General features: G+C 75.1%; 17 protein-coding genes. 8 read left to right on the top strand and 9 right to left on the bottom strand.

Annotated features, from left to right (window positions below):
* Nucleotides 1-22: 22 nt before the first annotated feature.
* Genes ACI791_RS04660 through thpR form a run of 4 tightly spaced genes read left to right on the top strand, consistent with a single transcriptional unit; the run spans nucleotide 23 to nucleotide 2,843 of the window.
* Nucleotides 23-457 (top strand): MarR family winged helix-turn-helix transcriptional regulator, encoded by a 435-nt coding sequence (locus ACI791_RS04660; protein WP_456584974.1) that lies wholly within the window; start codon nucleotides 23-25, stop codon nucleotides 455-457.
* 47 nt (nucleotides 458-504) lie between these two features.
* Entirely contained in the window at nucleotides 505-1,839 is a 1,335-nt protein-coding gene (locus ACI791_RS04655; protein WP_456584973.1) for an MFS transporter, read from the top strand.
* 57 nt (nucleotides 1,840-1,896) lie between these two features.
* Nucleotides 1,897-2,280 (top strand): hypothetical protein, encoded by a 384-nt coding sequence (locus ACI791_RS04650; protein ID WP_456585334.1) that lies wholly within the window; start codon nucleotides 1,897-1,899, stop codon nucleotides 2,278-2,280.
* A complete protein-coding gene (thpR, locus tag ACI791_RS04645; protein ID WP_456585327.1) occupies nucleotides 2,277-2,843 on the top strand; it encodes an RNA 2',3'-cyclic phosphodiesterase in 567 nt (188 codons plus the stop codon). Before ACI791_RS04650 ends, thpR begins: the two co-directional genes overlap by 4 nt.
* A 62-nt stretch (nucleotides 2,844-2,905) precedes the next feature.
* Here the strand turns inward: thpR and ACI791_RS04640 are convergent, their stop codons facing one another.
* On the bottom strand, nucleotides 2,906-3,874 hold the full coding sequence (locus ACI791_RS04640) for an aldo/keto reductase (protein WP_456584972.1): 969 nt from the start codon (nucleotides 3,872-3,874) through the stop codon (nucleotides 2,906-2,908).
* Between the two features lie 27 nt (nucleotides 3,875-3,901).
* On the opposite strand from ACI791_RS04640, the gene ACI791_RS04635 reads away from it, so the two are divergent.
* A complete protein-coding gene (locus tag ACI791_RS04635; RefSeq protein ID WP_456584971.1) occupies nucleotides 3,902-4,732 on the top strand; it encodes an acyl-CoA thioesterase in 831 nt (276 codons plus the stop codon).
* Between the two features lie 5 nt (nucleotides 4,733-4,737).
* Here ACI791_RS04635 and ACI791_RS04630 read toward each other — a convergent pair whose 3' ends face one another.
* Genes ACI791_RS04630 through ACI791_RS04620 form a run of 3 tightly spaced genes read right to left on the bottom strand, consistent with a single transcriptional unit; the run spans nucleotide 4,738 to nucleotide 6,835 of the window.
* Nucleotides 4,738-5,433, bottom strand: coding sequence for a TetR/AcrR family transcriptional regulator (locus tag ACI791_RS04630; protein WP_456584970.1), 696 nt, complete (start codon nucleotides 5,431-5,433; stop codon nucleotides 4,738-4,740).
* On the bottom strand, nucleotides 5,349-6,119 hold the full coding sequence (locus ACI791_RS04625) for an ABC transporter permease (protein ID WP_456584969.1): 771 nt from the start codon (nucleotides 6,117-6,119) through the stop codon (nucleotides 5,349-5,351). The genes ACI791_RS04630 and ACI791_RS04625 overlap by 85 nt, the downstream gene beginning before the upstream one ends.
* The gene (locus tag ACI791_RS04620) at nucleotides 6,116-6,835 is read right to left on the bottom strand and encodes an ABC transporter ATP-binding protein (RefSeq protein ID WP_456584968.1); all 720 of its coding nucleotides are present in this window, start codon (nucleotides 6,833-6,835) and stop codon (nucleotides 6,116-6,118) included. The genes ACI791_RS04625 and ACI791_RS04620 overlap by 4 nt, the downstream gene beginning before the upstream one ends.
* Before the next feature lie 142 nt (nucleotides 6,836-6,977).
* Between ACI791_RS04620 and ACI791_RS04615 the strand changes: the two genes are divergently transcribed.
* Nucleotides 6,978-7,784 carry a TrmH family RNA methyltransferase gene (locus tag ACI791_RS04615; RefSeq protein ID WP_456584967.1) on the top strand — a complete coding sequence of 269 codons (807 nt, stop codon included), beginning with the start codon at nucleotides 6,978-6,980 and terminating at the stop codon, nucleotides 7,782-7,784.
* On the opposite strand, the gene ACI791_RS04610 is transcribed toward ACI791_RS04615, so the two are convergent.
* The gene (locus tag ACI791_RS04610) at nucleotides 7,781-8,254 is read right to left on the bottom strand and encodes a general stress protein (protein ID WP_456584966.1); all 474 of its coding nucleotides are present in this window, start codon (nucleotides 8,252-8,254) and stop codon (nucleotides 7,781-7,783) included. The genes ACI791_RS04615 and ACI791_RS04610 overlap by 4 nt on opposite strands.
* A gap of 180 nt (nucleotides 8,255-8,434) precedes the next feature.
* The gene (gene sepH / locus ACI791_RS04605; protein WP_456584965.1) at nucleotides 8,435-9,352 is read right to left on the bottom strand and encodes a septation protein SepH; all 918 of its coding nucleotides are present in this window, start codon (nucleotides 9,350-9,352) and stop codon (nucleotides 8,435-8,437) included.
* A gap of 131 nt (nucleotides 9,353-9,483) precedes the next feature.
* Here sepH and ACI791_RS04600 point away from each other — a divergent pair, with 131 nt between their 5' ends.
* Together ACI791_RS04600 and ACI791_RS04595 are read left to right on the top strand one after the other, a co-directional pair.
* Nucleotides 9,484-9,612 carry a hypothetical protein gene (locus ACI791_RS04600; protein WP_456584964.1) on the top strand — a complete coding sequence of 43 codons (129 nt, stop codon included), beginning with the start codon at nucleotides 9,484-9,486 and terminating at the stop codon, nucleotides 9,610-9,612.
* On the top strand, nucleotides 9,609-11,078 hold the full coding sequence (locus tag ACI791_RS04595; RefSeq protein ID WP_456584963.1) for a circularly permuted type 2 ATP-grasp protein: 1,470 nt from the start codon (nucleotides 9,609-9,611) through the stop codon (nucleotides 11,076-11,078). Before ACI791_RS04600 ends, ACI791_RS04595 begins: the two co-directional genes overlap by 4 nt.
* A 13-nt stretch (nucleotides 11,079-11,091) precedes the next feature.
* On the opposite strand, the gene ACI791_RS04590 is transcribed toward ACI791_RS04595, so the two are convergent.
* The 3 genes from ACI791_RS04590 to ACI791_RS04580 all read right to left on the bottom strand — a co-directional run bounded on the left by ACI791_RS04590 (nucleotide 11,092) and on the right by ACI791_RS04580 (nucleotide 16,136).
* Complete coding sequence (locus ACI791_RS04590; RefSeq protein ID WP_456584962.1) at nucleotides 11,092-13,752, bottom strand: ATP-binding protein; 2,661 nt, start codon at nucleotides 13,750-13,752, stop codon at nucleotides 11,092-11,094.
* A 47-nt stretch (nucleotides 13,753-13,799) separates the two neighbouring features.
* Nucleotides 13,800-14,912 carry a phosphoserine transaminase gene (serC, locus tag ACI791_RS04585; RefSeq protein ID WP_456584961.1) on the bottom strand — a complete coding sequence of 371 codons (1,113 nt, stop codon included), beginning with the start codon at nucleotides 14,910-14,912 and terminating at the stop codon, nucleotides 13,800-13,802.
* Between the two features lie 105 nt (nucleotides 14,913-15,017).
* Nucleotides 15,018-16,136, bottom strand: a complete 1,119-nt coding sequence (locus ACI791_RS04580; protein ID WP_456584960.1) for a citrate synthase 2 — start codon at nucleotides 16,134-16,136, stop codon at nucleotides 15,018-15,020.
* Nucleotides 16,137-16,333: the final 197 nt, after the last annotated feature.

Here is a 16,333-nt window from a genome sequence, read left to right as displayed (position 1 = left end):
CTCCTGAGTTAGGCTAACGATCGTGAGCCGGACGACGCTCGGCACCGCCGCGCTCGCCCACGAGCTGCGGCTGGCGGTCATGCGCTTCTCGCGGCGACTGCGCAACCAGCGGGTGGACACCTCGGTCACGCTCACCCACCTGGCGGCGCTGTCGACGCTGCAGCGGCACGGCCCCATGAGCCCGGGCGAGCTGGCGAGCCACGAGCGGGTCCAGCCGCCGTCGATGACCCGGGTCGTCGTCGCGCTGGAGAGCGCGGGGCTGGTCACCCGCACCCCGCACCCGACCGACGGGCGGCAGGTGATCATCGACCTGACCCCGGCCGCCGAGAAGATGCTCTCGGTGGAGGCACGGGCGCGGGAGGCGTGGCTGGCCGGCCGGCTCCAGGAGCTGACCGCCGAGGAGCGGGCGGTGCTGCGTGAGGCGGCCGAGATCATGGACAAGCTCGCCAGTGGGTGACCTGCACGAGCACTGACCAGCGGGGGCCGTCCGAGCAGGGCAGGGGGATGTTCCGCGCCCTCCGGGTGCGGAACTTCCGCCGCTACGCCTCGGCCAACCTGCTCAGCCTCACCGGTACCTGGATGCAGCGCATCGGCCAGGACTGGCTGGTGCTGCAGCTGTCCGACGACAGCGGCGTCGCCCTCGGCCTGATCACCGCGCTGCAGTTCGGGCCGTCCCTGCTGCTGAGCATGTACGGCGGGGTCCTCGCCGACCGCTACCCCAAGCGTCGGCTGCTGCTGATCAGCCAGGCGCTCATGGGGCTGCTGTCGCTGGTACTGGGGACGTTGGTGGCCACCGGCGCGGTCGAGCTGTGGCACGTGTTCGTGCTGGCCGGGGCCCTCGGCTCCGTCTCGGCCGTGGACGTGCCGGTGCGGCAGGCGTTCGTCTCGGAGATGGTGGGGCCGGGGCTGATCACCAACGCCGTCAGCCTCAACTCGACGATCTTCAACGGTGCCCGGCTGGTCGGGCCGGCGCTGGCCGGCCTGCTCATCGGAGCGGCGTCGGGGAACACCGCACCGGCGTTCTTCCTGAACGCGGCCAGCTTCGCCTTCACCATCGCCGCGCTGGCCGGCATGCGGGCCGACGAGCTGCTGCCCAGCCCTCCGGTCGCCCGGGGCCGGGGCCAGCTGCGCGCCGGGCTGGCCTACACCTGGGCCCATCCCGACCTGCTGCTCGCGATGGGCCTGGCGTTCGTGATCGGCACCTTCGGCTTCAACTACCAGGTCACCATCGCGCTGATGGCCCGCGAGACCTTCGACCTCGGTGCCCAGGCGTTCGGCCTGCTGTCCACCTGCTTCGCCGTCGGCTCGCTCAGCGGCGCCCTGCTGTCCACCCGGCGCAGCGTCCGCCCGCGGCAACGGTTCCTCATCGGCTCGGCGGTGCTGTTCGGTGTCTGCACCGTCGTCGCCGGGCTGATGCCCACCCACGTCGCCTTCGCGCTGCTCCTGGTGCCGACCGGTGCGGCGGCGCTGGTCTTCAGCGTGGCCAACAACAGTTTCGTCCAGCTCGGTGTCGAGCCGCAGATGCGCGGCCGGGTCATGGCGCTGTACTTCATGTGCTTCATGGGCGGCACGCCCGTCGGGGCGCCGCTGGTCGGCTGGGTCTCCGAGCACCTCGGCGCGCCGTGGGGCCTCATCCTCGGCGGGGGAGTGTGCGTCGTCGCCGGGCTCGGTGCGGCCGCGGTGCTGGCCCGCCACCGGTCGGTGCGCGTGCGGCTGGACCGGGCGCCGCTGCGGTTCCGCCTGCAGGTCGGCCCGCAGCGCCCCGTCGTCCCGCCCCCGCAGGTGCGGGCCGCGGAGGAGAGGCTGGCCGAGAAGGCGCCGGGGCAGCAGTCGCTCTGAGCGGGCTCGCGCGCGTACCGTCGGCGGCACGGTTCCGCACGTGCGCAGGGGAACGCCATGGTCGCTCTCGTCCAGCTCGTCGCGCTGCTCGCCGCGTTCGCCGCGCTGGTCGCCGGCATCGGCCCGCTGACCCGGTGGCTCGAGGCGTGGTCCGCGCGCCGCCACGCCGCCCGCCACCCGGCGCCGCCCGGCCGGCCGTTGCAGCTCGTGGCGGCGGACCTGCGCCGGCTCGGCCGCCAGGTCGAGCTCCTCCCGGCCGGGGCGCCGATGGCCCGCCGCCGCGCCGTGCAGGCCGCCTACGACGACGTGCTGCTCGAGGCCGCCGCAATGCTCGGCGAGGCCTCGGACCTGGGCGCCCTGCGGGACGACCGGGCCCGCGGGATCGAGCGGCTGCGGCTGGTGAGCGCCCTCCGCCGGGCCGGTCTGCAGGTGCCGGCCTGAGCCCCGGTCCCGCGCACCGGCTGTTCGTCGCCGTCGACCCGCCCGGGGAGGCCCGACGGCACCTCGACCGCGCGCTCGCCCCGCTGCGCGACGCCCCCGGTGCGCCCCGCTGGAGCCGTTCCGAGCGGTGGCACCTCACGCTGCTGTTCCTGGATCGCGTGCCGGACGCCGTGGTGCCGGCCTTGGTCTCCGCCGCCGGGCCGGCGATCGCCGCCACCCCGCCGATGACGCTGCGGCTGGCCGGGGCAGGGCGGTTCGGCTCGCTGCGCCGTCCGCAGGTCGCCTGGGCCGGGGTCGAGGGCGACGTCGCCCCGCTGGTCGGGCTCGCCGGCCGGCTGGCCGACGCCGCGCGGGGCCTCGGCCTGCCGGTGGAGGACCGCCCGTTCCAGCCGCACCTCACCCTCGGCCGGTGGCGGCCCGGCCGGCCCGCCGACGGCGGCCTGACCGACCGGCTGGCCGGCTACCGGGGGCCCGGGTGGCCGGTGACCGAGGTGGGGCTGGTCGAGAGCCACCTGGGCGCGACCGCCCGGTACGAGGCCCTCGCCACGTGGCCCTGCAGCTGAGCTACGGCCCCGCGTCGGGGGCCCGGCCCGAGCCCGCGAGGGCTGGGGGACGTGGGGTCCTCCTACCAGGCGTACTCCACGGGCGCCGGCCGGTAGCCGGGGAAGATCTCGTCGAGCCGGGCCAGGGCGGCGTCGTCCAGCCGCACCTCCAGCGCCCGCAGCGCGCCCTCGAACTGCTCCGTGGTGCGCGGCCCGACGATCGGCGCGGTGACCGCGGGCTGGTGCAGCAGCCAGGCCAGGCCGACGTCGGCCGGGGCGTGCCCCAGGTCCCGGGAGAAGGCCTCGTAGGCCTCCAGGGCGGGGCGGTGGGCCTCGATCCGCTCCTGCTGGCGGTCCTCGTTCCGCCGTCCGCCCTCGGTCTTCTCCAGGACACCGGCGAGCAACCCGCCGGCCAGCGGGCTCCACGGCAGGATGCCGACGCCGAGGTGCTCCGCGGCCGGCAGCACCTCCAGCTCCACGTGCCGGGTGAGCAGGTTGTAGTGCGACTGCTCGCTGACGAGGCCGGTGGTGTGCCGGCGCTCGGCCACCGCGTTGGCCCGAGTGATCTGCCAGGCGGCGTGGTTGGAGGAGCCGACGTAGAGGACCTTGCCCTGCGCCACGAGCGTCGCGCAGGCCTGCCAGATCTCCTCCCACGGGGTGCGCAGGTCGACGTGGTGGAACTGGTAGAGGTCGATCCAGTCGGTGCCCATCCGGCGCAGCGACCCCTCGCAGGCGCGGACGATGTTGCGGGCGGAGAGGAACCTGTCGTTGGGCCAGTCCGACATCCCGCCGTAGACCTTGGTGGCCAGCACCGTCTTCTCCCGGCGCCCCTCGCCGCGGGCGAACCAGCTGCCGAGCACCTCCTCGGTGCGGCCCTTGCCGGCGTCGAAGCCGTAGACGTTGGCGGTGTCGAAGAAGTTCACGCCCTCGGCGAGGGCCCGGTCCATGATCGCGTGGGAGTGGCCCTCCTCGGTCTTCCAGCCGAAGTTCATGGTGCCCAGGCACAGCCGGGAGACCGAGAGGCCGCTGCGGCCGAGGTGGATGTAATCCATGCGGGCGACCCTGGCACCCTGTCCGGCGTGCCGCAGAACGATCACCGGGCCCTCTCCGACTTCGACGCCGCCACCGCGGTGCGGCGGGGGGAGGACGGCGCGCTGGTCGCTGACCTGCACCCCGGGTGGGAGGTCGGCGGCGGCATCCTCAACGGCGGCTACCTGCTGTCGGTGGCCGGCCGGGCGGCGGTGTTGGAGAGCCCGCACGCGCACCCGGTCGCGATGTCGGCGAGCTACCTGCGCGCGGGCGCGGCGGGCCCGGCGACCGTCGCCGTGACCCCCGGGCCGGCCGGTCGCACGCTGGCCCACTCGACGGTCGTGCTCTCCGACCCCACGGGCCCGGTCGTCACCGTGCAGGCCACCACGGCCACCCTGGGCGACGGCGAGGTCGAGTACTCGACGCCCATGCCGCAGGTGCCCGCCCCCGAGCAGTGCCTCGACATGGCTGCGGACGCCCACCTGGCCGCGGTGCCGATGCACCTGCCGCGCCTCACCGCGCACGTGCAGAGCCGGCTGGACCCGGCGACCGCCACGTGGACGATGGGGCAGCCCTCGGAGGAGCCCGTGCTGCGGGCGTGGGTGCGGTTGGCCGACGGCCGCCCCGCCGATCCGCTGGCGCTGCTGACCTTCGCCGACGTCCTGCCGCCCACCAGCTTCGCGACCGGCCGGATGGGCTGGGCGCCGACGGTGCAGCTCCAGGTCCTCGTCCGTGCGCTGCCGGCGCCGGGCTGGTGTCTGGTGGAGGCACGGGCCACCGAGATCGCCGGCGGCTGGTCCGACGAGGACTACCGCGTCTGGGACTCCACCGGCCGGCTGGTGGCGCAGAGCCGCCAGCTGGCGCGCACCGCCCGTCGGTGAGGCCGTCAGCGGGGGAGGTCGAGCTCTCCGGTGAGGTAGCGCTGGACGGTGGGACCCATCCCCGCAACCAGCGGCTCCGGTGCGGACGAGGCCAGCGGCTCCACCTTCAGGACGTACCGCGCCATGACCAGCCCGATCAGCTGGCTGGCCACCAGCGCCCCCCGCGCCTCGCGCTCGGCCGGCGGCAGGTCCAGCGTGCCGACGACCCGGCGCAGCACCTGCGACACGAGGAACTCCCGCAGCAGCTTCGCCGTCCACTCGTTGCCCACGGCGGACCGGACGAGCGCCAGCGCCGCCGGCTGCATGGGGCCGTCCCAGACCCGCAGCAGCATCCGGACGAGGTTCTCGCCGAGGTTGTCGCGACCCCCCGCGAGCACCTCGGGCAGCAGCTCGGCCGGGTTCGCCGGTGCCTCGATCGCGGCCAGGAAGAGCCGGTCCTTGCTGCCGAAGTAGTGGTGCACCAGCGCGGGGTCGACGCCGGCCGCTGTGGCGATCCGGCGGATGGTGGCGCCGTCGAAGCCGCGCTCGGCGAAGGCCTCCCGGGCGGCGGCGAGGACCGCCTGCCGGGTGTCGGGGTTCCCGGGACGCCGTCCGGTCGGCCGGTTGCGTGCTCCGGTCAGCTGGTCCTCCTCCGCAGGGTCGCCGCCGCCAGGGCGAGGGCGAGCAGGGCGACCCCGGTCACGATCGCCACGTCGATCCACATCGTGCCCGTCGCGGTCGGCGAGCGCCCCACCTCCTGCAGGGCCTCGACGGCGTAGGTGAGCGGCAGGACGTCGCTGATGGCCTGGAGCCAGCCGGCCATCTGCTCGCGGGGGACGAGCAGCCCGCAGAGGAAGAACTGCGGCAGCACGATCACCGGCATGAACTGCACCGCCTGGAACTCGCTGCGGGCAAAGGCGCTGGCCAGCAGGCCGAGGGCGACGCCCAGCACCGCATCGGCGACGGCGATGAGGATGACGAGGGCGGTCGGGCCGGTCACGTCCAGGTCGTACAGCGTCGTGGCGACCGTCACGGTGACCACGGCCTGCGCCGCCGCCGCGAGGCCGAAGGCCAGGCCGTAGCCCAGCAGCAGGTCCACCCGGGCCAGCGGCGTCGTGAGCAGCCGCTCCAGCGTGCCGGAGGTGCGCTCCCGGAGCATGGCGATGCTGGTGACCAGGAACATCACGACGAACGGAAAGACCCCCAGCATCGTGAGTCCCACCCGTTCGAACGTGCCGGCCTGGCCGGGGAGGGTGGGCACGTCCCTCCACAGCAGGTGCAGCAGCCCGAGCAGCAGGCTGGGCAGCACCAGCATCATCGCGATGGTGCGGCCGTCGTGCCGGAGCTGGCGCAGCACCCGGCCGGCGGTGGCGGCGGTCAGCCGGGGACTCCCCGGGATGGCGGTCACGCCGCGACCTCCGTCCGGGCGCGGACGACGGCGAGGAACGCCGCCTCGAGATCCTGGGAGCCGCCGTCGGCCCGCAGCTGCGCGGGGGTGGAGTCGGCGAGCAGCTCGCCGTCGCGCAGCAGGAGCAGCCGGTCGCACCGGCCCGCCTCGTCCATGACGTGGCTGGACACGATCAGCGTCGTGCCGGCCGCCGCCAGGGCGTGGAACCGGGCCCACAGCTCGGCCCGCAGGACGGGGTCGAGCCCGACGGTCGGCTCGTCGAGCACCAGCACCTCGGGATCGCCGACCAGGGCGCAGGCCAGCGACGCGCGCCCGCGCTGGCCGCCGGAGAGGTCGCCCACCAGCTGTCGCGCCGCACCGGCCAGGCCCACGTCGGCGATGGCGGCGTCGGCTGCGGCCGCATCCCGCCCGTGGAGCGCGGCGAAGTATTGGGCGTTCTCCCGCACGGTGAGGTCGGGGTAGACGCTCGGGGCCTGGGTGACGTACCCGACGCGGGCGCGCAGCGCGGGGGAGCCGGCCGGTGCGCCCAGGACGGTGACGGTGCCCGAGCGCACCCGCTGCACGCCGACCACGGCGCGCAGCAGGGTGGTCTTCCCGCTGCCGCTCGGCCCGAGCAGCCCGGTGACCTGCCCCCGGGGGACGGTGAAGGAGAGACCGGGGAGGACGCGGCGGCGCCCCCGGTCGACGACGAGGTCGGTGACGGTGACGGCGTCCATGACGCGCCCTCCAGAACTCATCCAGTAATGAATTCAACGCTAGATGAGTTGCCGGTGCGGTGTCAACGGGGCTCGTGGTCCCGTCGGGCTCAGGGGGTGGGTGTGGTGGGCCGGCCGGTCAGCGGCGGGCAGAATCGGCAGCGTGCCCGCTCCCGTCGTCATCACCGATCCGCGCGACGAGCGGGTGGCCGACTTCCGCGACCTGAAGGCCGGTGACCGCCCGGCCGGCACCCCGCGCGGCACCGGGCCGGTGATCGTGGAGGGCGTGCCCGCGGTCCAGCGGCTGCTGGGCTCCCCGTACCGGGTGCGGGCGGTCTTCGGCGTGCCCGGGCGGGTGGCCGCGCTGGGCCTGCCCGACGACGTCCCGGCCTACGAGGCGGACAAGTGGGTGCTCTCGGAGGTCATCGGGTTCCGGCTCACCCGGGGCGTGGTCGCCTCCGCCGACCGCCGGCCCGCCGACGACCTCGACGCCGTGCTGGCCGGACCCGAGCCGGCGGCGCCGCGCCGGCTCGCCGTCCTCGAGGCGCTCAACGACGCCGAGAACCTCGGCTCGATCGCGCGCTCGGCGGTGGCGCTCGGTGTGGACGGGCTGCTGCTGGACCCGCGCTGCGCCGACCCGCTCTACCGCAGGTCGGTGCGGGTCTCGATGGGGCACGTGCTGTCACTCCCGTTCGCCGTGCTGCCCGGGTGGCCGGCCGGGATCGAGCGGCTGCACGAGGCCGGGTACCTGACGGTCGCGCTCACCCCGGCCGCCGACGCCGTCGACCTCGCCGACGTCGATCCGCGGGCGCACCCGCGCACCGCGGTGCTGCTCGGCGCCGAGGGGCCGGGGCTCACCCCGGAGGCGCAGCAGGCGGCGCGGGTGCGTGCCCGCATCCCGATGCGGACGGGGGTGGACTCCCTGGGCGTCGCCGCCGCGGCGGCGGTCGCCTTCGCCGCGCTGCGCTAGCCGCGCAGCGAGAAGCGGGCGAGCATGGCGGGGGCCTCCTCGGCGTGCGCCGGGTGGCACATCACGTCGTAGCGGCTCGCGGTGATCTTGCTCGTGCTGGTGAAGTCGCGTCGGCCGCGGGTGGCGGCGTACCCCATGCCGCCGAAGGCCGCGCCGAACGCCAGACCGATGAGCAGGCCGGTGAGGACCGAGCCGACCCAGCTGCCTCCGTCGGGCGTGAAGATGCCCAGCAGCAGGCCGACGAACAGACCCCACCAGGCGCCGCCGGCCGCACCGGCGGCCACCGCCCGCCCCATGGTCATGCGGCCGGTGACCGTCTCCACCATGCGCAGGTCGGTGCCGATGATCGTCACGTTCTCCACGGCGAACTTCTCGTCCGACAGGTAGTCGACCGCCGCCTGCGCCCGCTCGTAGCTGTCGTAGGACCCGACCTGCACGCCGCCCAGCGGCATCGACACCGAAGCACCCATACCTGGTCGACTACCCGGCGGAGGCCGATTTTCCACTCGGACGAGGCTGTCGGCGCGATCTCGGTGCACCCCGGCGGACCGGCCGGCACCCGCGGTCAGGTCGGCGGGGACCCGCCTCGTCCACGACGAGCTCGCTGCACACGCCGGGCGCAGTGGTGATCGGGCGGACGACTCTCGCCACTAGCGGTTGCGGCGGACCCCGAAGACGATGTCCTCCCACGCGGGGATGCGGGCGCGCGGGTCTTCGTCGTCGTCCGGGGCCGCACCGCCGCCGCGGCCGAGTACCACCGTGTCGTGCTCGGCCACCTCGTCGAGGAGCGCGGCCATCGCCTCGTCGTCCTCGGGGGAGCCGTCGGGTGCGTGGACGTCGCGCACGACCGCGTCGCCCTCCGCCGGTGGGAGGGGGTCGGGTGCGGCAACCGGCTCCGGGGCGCGGACCACCGCGACCGGGCGGCTGCGGGTGATCGGTGCGGGCCCCCCGGAGGGCACGTCGGGAACCACCCGGACCAGGCGGGTGCCCTCGGCGAAGTCGGTCGTCGCGGCGTCGGCGGGGGTGACCGTGCGGGAGGGCAGGTCGTAGTTCCACCGGGCGGTGCCGGACTTCCCCCCGGCGCGCCAGGCCGCGGTGACCACCCAGGTGCCTTCCTCGCCCCGGAAGGCGTCCCACTGCACGGCGTCGATGTCGGTGTCGATCAGCCGCAGCCGCTCCAGCATGAACTGCTGCAGGATCGCACCGGGAGCGCCCTCGCTGAGTCGGACCCGGGACTCGCGGGCCTGCCCGGCCACGCGCTCGCGCTCCTGCAGCACCGGGTGGGCGAAGCGCATGATCCGCTCCACCCGCGCGCCGGTGGCGGCGGCGACCTGCTCGGGCGTCTCGCCGGAGCGGATGCGGGACTGGATCACCCGCGGCGGCAGCTCGGTGCCCATGTCGACGTCGATCTGGGTGAGCCGACGGGCGTCCCCGCGGGCGGCGGCACGCAGGCGGTCGTCGATCGGGAGCTCGAACCGCTCCCCGCTGTCGGGGGCGTCGGGGCCCTCCGCGGAGAGGATGAGACTCTTCCCGTCGTCGGAGAGCGCCACGAGGCGCAGCGTGCGCATGGGCGACCTCCTGCAACCGGCGCGGCGGGCCCGAGAGGGGGCCCGGTCCCCGAGGCTATCGGGGTCCGGCGGGCGCCGCGCGCAGGCGGCCCGGCGTGGCGCGCACGCGCCCCCGGTCACCGCGTCCCCCGGTGGGGGGCCCTGCATGGCGGACCTCGCCGGTGCTGCTGCTCGCCGGCGAGGGGCACGCCATCGTGGGCCGCGACCACCTGGTCGAACTGGGCGGGCGCCTCGCCGCCTGGTTCGATCGGTGGCTGTGAACGGGGAGCTCTTCGCCGGATACGCCAGCGCCCGCACCGACGAGGCCGTCGATGCGGCCGGTCGCCTGCGCGACGGGTGGGCGCTGCCCACCGCCACCCTGGAGCAGCTGGGCACCGACGGGCTGACCGCCGCCGGCCGGCACCTGGCGGCCTGGCGCGAGGAGCACGGCGTCACCGTCTCGACCTGGGTGGACGGCCGGCAGGAGGTGCGCCCGGTGCCCACCGACCCGGTGCCCCGGCTGGTCGACGCCGCCACGTGGGCCGCGCTGGCGGCGGGTGTGGCCCAGCGGCACCGGGCCCTCAACGCCTTCCTCGCCGACGTCTACCGCCCGGCCGGGCGGCGGCGGGGCGACAGCGACCGCGCCCCGGAGGTGGTGCGGGCCGGCGTGCTGCCCGAGTGGGCCGTGGCGCACGCACCCGGCCGGGACCCGGAGGCGGTGGCCCGTGCCTGGCCGGGCCAGCCCCGGGCGACGGTGGCGGCGGCCGACCTGGTGCGCACCAGCGGCGACCGCTGGGTGGTCGCGCCCGACCACCTGTGGGTGCCGTCGGGGATCGGGTACGCGCTGGCCGACCGGGCGAGCGCGCGAGCGGCCGTGCCGGAGCTGTTCGCCGGCCTGCAGCCGAGGGAACCGGCCGAGGCCGTCGCGCTGCTGGCCGAGGCGCTGACCGCCGCTGCGCCCCCGGCGACGGCCCGCCCGCCGGGGATCGCCGTGCTGACCCAGGGTGAGAGCGCCGGCGCCTGGTTCGAGCACCGGGTGCTCGCGGAGGCGCTGGGAGCGCCGCTGGTACGGGCCGGTGACCTGTGGCCGCGCGGCGACGGGGGGCTGGAGGCCGCCGTGGACGGCGGCCGGGTGCCGGTCGACGTCCTCTACCGGCGGTTCGACGACGCGCTGCTCGGCGGCTACCCCACGGGAGCGGGCCTGCCGCTGGACCTCGCCCTCACCGAGGCCGTCCGGGCCGGCCGGCTCGGGGTCGCCAACGTGCCCGGGAACGGGGTGGCCGACGACGCGGCGGCTTACGCCTGGGTGCCGGCGCTGATCGGCTTCTACCTGGGGGAGGAGCCGCTGCTGGACTCGGCGCGGACGTGGGTGCTCGCCGACCCCGCCGCGGAGGCGGCCGTCCGGGACCGGTTGCACGAGCTGGAGGTGGAGTCGGTCGCCGGGTACGGCGGCCGGGACGTCGTCTCCGGCCCGGCCTGCTCGGGGGCCGAGCTGGCCGCGTTGCGCGAGGAGATCGCCGCGGCGCCGCACCGGTTCGTGGCCCGCGAGCCACTGGAGCCCTCGACGTCCCCGACGCTGGTCGACGGGGTGCTGCGGCCGCGTCCGGTGGACCTGCGGGTCTTCTCCGTGGCCGGTGCCAGCACCACCGCGCTGCCCCTGGCCCTGACCCGGGTGGCCGCCGGGGACGGGCCGGACCTGCCAGGCGTCCCCGGCGACGGGAGCAAGGACACCTGGCTGCTGCGCTGAGACCGGCCGTCGGTCAGACGGCGGAGAGCCCCGACCGGATCCGCACCGTCGTGCCGGAGGGGCTGGGCACGGCGGTGACGTCGCCGAAGGCGCTCATCAGCGTCGAACCGCGACCGCGGTCCATGCTGGGCACCCGTTCCCGCCACTGCCCGTAGTCGCGGATCGTGATCTCGACGAGGTCGCTGCCGACGGCGGCGGACACCTCGACGAACGGCTCGGTCGGGTGCTGGGCGTGCTCGATCGCGTTGCTGGCCGCCTCGCACGCGGCGAGGAGCAGGTCGTAGGCGTGGTCGGGGTCGACCCCGGCCTCGTCCAGCAGCGCGCGCAGCCCGCGCCGCACGACCGGGATCGACGCCGGTTCCGACGGCAGCCGCCAGTGCGCCCGGTGGGGGCCGGCGGAGGTGGCGGCCGGCGGCACGGGCGACGGATCCGGACCGCCGACCGGGGTGGCGGCCGGCGGTGCGGGCAGCGGCACCGGCTCCGGGGCCCGGACAGCTGCCGGCTCCGGTGAGCCGGCGGGGGCCACAGCGCGCCCGGCGGCCCGCTCGAGCGCCACGCGCACCCGGGCGATGAGCTCGGCGGCGCGGAACGGCTTGGCCAGGTAGTCGTCGGCGCCGGCCTCCAGCCCCTCGACCGAGGCGTCCTGCCCGGCCCGGGCGGTGAGCATGATCACGGGGATGTGCCGGGTGGCCGGATCCGCCCGCAGGGCGCGCAGCAGCTCGAAGCCGTCGATGCGCGGCATCATCACGTCGGTCAGCACCAGGTCCGGCGCGCGCTCGGCGACCGCGGCGAGCGCCTCCTCGCCGTTCGCCGTCGTGCGCACCGTCCAGTGCGGGCCCAGCAGCCGGGTCAGGTAGGCGCGCATGTCGGCGTTGTCGTCGACGACGAGCACGTCGGCGCCGCCGACCGTGCCCGGAGCCGTGCCGGCGGGCCGCGAGGTCTCCTCCTCCCAGCTGGCCGCCTCGCCGCGAGCGGCCTCGGACGGAACCGCGGACGGGCCGGCCGCCGCGGCGTCGGGGTGCCCGGACGGGAACGCCACGGTGAACGTGCTACCCCGCCCCGGCTCGCTGGTGACCGTGACGGCGCCTCCGTGCAGCGCGGCCAGCTCCTGCACCAGGGCCAGGCCGATGCCGGTGCCCTCCCGGGTGCGCGCGGCGGCCCCCCCGACGCGGTGGAACCGCTCGAACAGGTGGGGCAGCTCGTCGGCGACGATGCCCACGCCGGTGTCGGTGACGGTGAGCACGAAGCCGTCGTCCGCGCCGCGCAGGGTCACGCCGATGCCGCCGACGAAGGTGTACTTCACCGCGTTGGCCAGCAGGTTGACGACGATCTTCTCCCACATCCGCGGGTCGACGAAGGTCGGCCGGTCCAGGGGCGGGCAGTCCACGGTGAGCCGCAGGCCGGCCCGCTCCGCGGCCGACCGGAAGACGCCGGCGAGCTCCGCGGTGAAGGCGGCGACATCGGTCTCCACCCGGACCGGCGTCGCCCGTCCGGCCTCGATGCCGGCGAAGTCCAGCAGGTCGTTGACCAGCCGCTGGAGCCGCTGCCCGTTGCGCAAGGCAAGGGTGAGCTGCTCGCGGACGTCGTCGGTCAGCGGCGGCTCGGCGTCGTCCAGGACGTCGTTGATCGGCCCGAGCAGCAGGGTGAGCGGCGTGCGCAGCTCGTGGCTGACGTCGGCGAAGAAGGTGGTCTTGGCGCGGTCCAGCTCAGCCAGCGACTCGGCCCGCTCGCGCTCGCGCTCGAACGCGCGGATGTTCACCACGGCACCGGCGAACTGGCCGGCCACGAGCTCGAAGAACGAACGGTACTCGGCGTCGAGTGCCCGGTTCGGGCTCTTCCCGAGCAGGAGCAGGCCCACCGGCTCCTGCTCGCCCGCAGCCGTGAGCGGGAGGACGACGGCCTCGGAGACCGGGTCACCGAAGGGGCCGCCGGTGATGCGGAGCCCGTGCACAGCCGAGCGGAGCTGCTCTCCGTCGCCCGCCGCGGTCTCCGTGAGGAGCGCGCTGTCGCAGCCGATCGATGCCACGCGGCGGAGCACCGGTTCCCCGGGCTGTGACAGGTAGAGGGCCGCGAAGGGCACGTCCAGGCCGTCGTCCCCCAGTGCCCGGCACATGGCCGTCACCGTGTCCCGCTCGTCACCGAGCCTGTTGCCGACCGTCGACAGGTGGTGCAGCAGCCGCTGGCGCCGGGCGCCCAGCACCTCACCGGTCACCTCGGTGCAGACGGCGTGCATGCCGGCCACCCGACCGGCGTCGTCGAAGGCGGGTGCGTGGGAGACCGTGAAGTAGGTCTCCTCGCGGTAACCGGAGCGGGTCAGCAGCACCAGCAGCTTCGGGATCCACGAGGACTCCATCGTCGCCATGGCGTGCTCGATGGGCGGGCCCACCGTGTGCCATGTCTCGGCGAGGGTGTCCCGGATGCGGTCACCGATGGCCGGGTGCTTCTCGCCGATGACCGGGGCGAAGGCGTCGTTGTAGAACTGCAGCTCGTCCGGTCCCCAGGTCAGCAGCATGGGGAAGCGGGACACCAGGACGGTCCTGATGGCGAACCGCAGGCTGGCCGGCCAGGACTCCACGGGGCCGATGGACGTGCTCGCCCAGTCGATGCCGGCCATGATCCGCCCAGCCTCACCGCCGATGGCGAAGAGGTCGCCCCCGTCGGGACCCGATGACATGCCGAACTCCATCGCCATCTCGCGCCGGGGCACCTGCTCGTCCCCGTTCAGAGACGCTCAGCCACGTAATCGATGCAGGCGGTCAGCGCCGTCACGTCGTCGGGGTCGACGGCGGGGAACATGCCGACGCGCAGCTGGTTGCGGCCGAGCTTGCGGTACGGCTCGACGTCGACCACGCCGTGCGCGCGCAGCGTCGTGGCCAGCGCGGCGGCGTCCACCGAGTCGGCGAAGTCGATCGTGCCCACCACGTAGCTGCGGTGGTCGGGGTCGGCGACGAACGGCGTCGCGTAGGACGACCGCTCCGCCCAGCCGTAGAGGCGGCTCGAGGACTCCCGGCTGCGGCCGACGGCGCCGGAGAGGCCGCCGAGGGAGAGCATCCAGTCGATCTGGTCGGCCAGGAGGAAGAGGGTGGCGACGGCCGGGGTGTTGTAGGTCTGGTCCCTCGAGGAGTTGTCGACGGCGATCGACAAGTCGAGGAACCCGGGGATCCAGCGGCCCGACGCCTTGATCTCGGCGATCCGCTGCAGCGCGTCCGCCGACATGAGGGCCGCCCAGAGGCCGCCGTCGGCGGCGAAGGACTTCTGTGGCGCGAAGTAGTAGACGTCGGTCTGCGAGACGTCGACGGGCAGGCCGCCGGCGCCGCTGGTGGCGTCGACGAGCACGAGCGCGTCCTCGGTGCCCGACGGGCGGGCGATGGGCGCCATCACGCCGGTCGAGGTCTCGTTGTGCGCCCAGCCGTAGGTGTCCACGCCCGCGGTGGCGGTGGGGAGGGCCAGCGAACCGGGGGCGGCCGACACGATCACCGGGTCACCGAGGAACGGGGCCTCGTTCGCGCTGGAGGCGAACTTGGCGGAGAACTCCCCGTAGGTGCCGAAGGCGGCACGGTCGCGGATGAGCCCGAAGAGCGCGGCGTCCCAGAAGGCGCTGGTGCCGCCGTTGCCCAGCACGACCTCGTAGCCGTCGGGCAGGTCGAACAGCGCGGTGAGCCCCTCGCGGACCCGCCGGACCAGGGCCTTCACCGGTGCCTGCCGGTGCGAGGTGCCCATGACGGCCGCACCCTCGCCGGCCAGCGCCCGCAGCGCCTCGGGGCGCACCTTGGACGGCCCACACCCGAACCGGCCGTCGGCAGGCAGGAGCTCGGCGGGGATGGTGATGCTCATCCGTGGGAGCCTTCCGGTTCACGTGCGTGGGGTGTGCCAGGCCCGGACGACGACGGCCCGGGTCGCGGAGTGCGGCCGGGCCGTCGTCGTCGGGAGCGGGCCTGCTCAGATCGAGGCGGCCTCGGGGTTGATGGTGTCCCAGCCCTCGACGTCCTGGGGCTTGCGGGAGTCGGGACCGATGTAGCGGGCCGACGGTCGCACGAGGCGGCCGGTGTTCTTCTGCTCGAGGATGTGCGCGCACCAGCCGGCGGTGCGGGCGCAGGTGAACATCGAGGTGAACATGTGGCTGGGGACCTCGGCGAAGTCCAGGACGATGGCCGCCCAGAACTCCACGTTCGTCTCGACCGGCCGGTCGGGACGCCGCTCCCGCAGCTCCTTGAGGGCGGCGTTCTCCAGGGCGAGGGCGGCTTCGAAGCGGGGCGCACCGAGCTCCTGGGCCGAGCGGCGGAGCACGCGGGCGCGGGGGTCCTCGGCGCGGTACACCCGGTGGCCGAAGCCCATCAACCGCTCCTTGCGGTCGAGCAGGTCCTTGACGTACTTCTCGGCGTCGCCGGTCTTCTCGACCTCGTCGAGCATGTGCAGCACGCGAGAGGGGGCGCCGCCGTGCAGCGGGCCGGACATCGCGCCGATGGCGCCGGACATGGCGGCGGCGACGTCGGCACCGGTGGAGGCGATGACGCGGGCGGTGAACGTCGAGGCGTTCATGCCGTGCTCGGCGGCCGACGTCCAGTAGGCGTCGACGGCGGCGACGTGGCGGGGGTCGGGCTCGCCGCGCCAGCGCACCATGAAGCGCTCGACGATGGTGGAGGCCTCGTCGATCCGGCTCTGCGGAACGGCGGGGACGCCGATGCCCCGGGCGGACTGCGCGACGTAGGACAGCGCCATGACCGCGGCGCGGGCCAGCTGGTCGCGGGCCTCCTCGGCGCTGATGTCGAGCAGCGGGCGGTAGCCCCAGAACGGCGCGAGCATGGCCAGCGCGGCCTGCACGTCGACCCGCACGTCACCGCTGTGCACCGGGATCGGAAACGGCTCGGCCGGTGGCAGGCCCGGGCCGAACTTGCCGTCGACCAGCAGGGCCCAGACGTTGCCGAACGTGACCTTGCCGACCAGGTCCTCGATGTCGACGCCGCGGTAGCGCAGCGAACCGCCGTCCTTGTCGGGTTCGGCGATCTCGGTCTCGAAGGCGATGACGCCTTCGAGGCCGGGTACGAAGTCGTCGGCCATCTGGCATGCTCCTCTGCGCGCGGACCCACGTGCGCGCAGTGGCCTGGCGCACGATTGCGCAACGACCCTAAAGCCGTCGGCCCGGTCCTGGCACATGGGGGGCGCTCCCGTGATCTCCGGGCGGCACGCCGGGTGCCGGGGCGCCGCACCCGGCGTGGCGCCCCTCGCGCGCCGACGCCGCCCGGCGGTGCCAGCAT

The organism is Blastococcus sp. SYSU DS0973 (genome assembly GCF_054051055.1).
This window is presented reverse-complemented; position numbering and strand designations above follow the sequence as displayed.

Excerpts from the sequence above, each read along its gene's own strand:
- ACI791_RS04655 (WP_456584973.1), top strand. The coding sequence starts at position 505 with ATGTTCCGCGCCCTCCGGGTGCGGAACTTCCGCCGCTACGCCTCGGCC.
- ACI791_RS04650 (WP_456585334.1), top strand. The coding sequence starts at position 1,897 with ATGGTCGCTCTCGTCCAGCTCGTCGCGCTGCTCGCCGCGTTCGCCGCG.
- ACI791_RS04640 (WP_456584972.1), bottom strand. The coding sequence starts at position 3,874 with ATGGATTACATCCACCTCGGCCGCAGCGGCCTCTCGGTCTCCCGGCTG.
- ACI791_RS04620 (WP_456584968.1), bottom strand. The coding sequence starts at position 6,835 with ATGGACGCCGTCACCGTCACCGACCTCGTCGTCGACCGGGGGCGCCGC.
- ACI791_RS04610 (WP_456584966.1), bottom strand. The coding sequence starts at position 8,254 with ATGGGTGCTTCGGTGTCGATGCCGCTGGGCGGCGTGCAGGTCGGGTCC.
- sepH (WP_456584965.1), bottom strand. The coding sequence starts at position 9,352 with ATGCGCACGCTGCGCCTCGTGGCGCTCTCCGACGACGGGAAGAGTCTC.
- ACI791_RS04590 (WP_456584962.1), bottom strand. The coding sequence starts at position 13,752 with ATGTCATCGGGTCCCGACGGGGGCGACCTCTTCGCCATCGGCGGTGAG.
- serC (WP_456584961.1), bottom strand. The coding sequence starts at position 14,912 with ATGAGCATCACCATCCCCGCCGAGCTCCTGCCTGCCGACGGCCGGTTC.
- ACI791_RS04580 (WP_456584960.1), bottom strand. The coding sequence starts at position 16,136 with ATGGCCGACGACTTCGTACCCGGCCTCGAAGGCGTCATCGCCTTCGAG.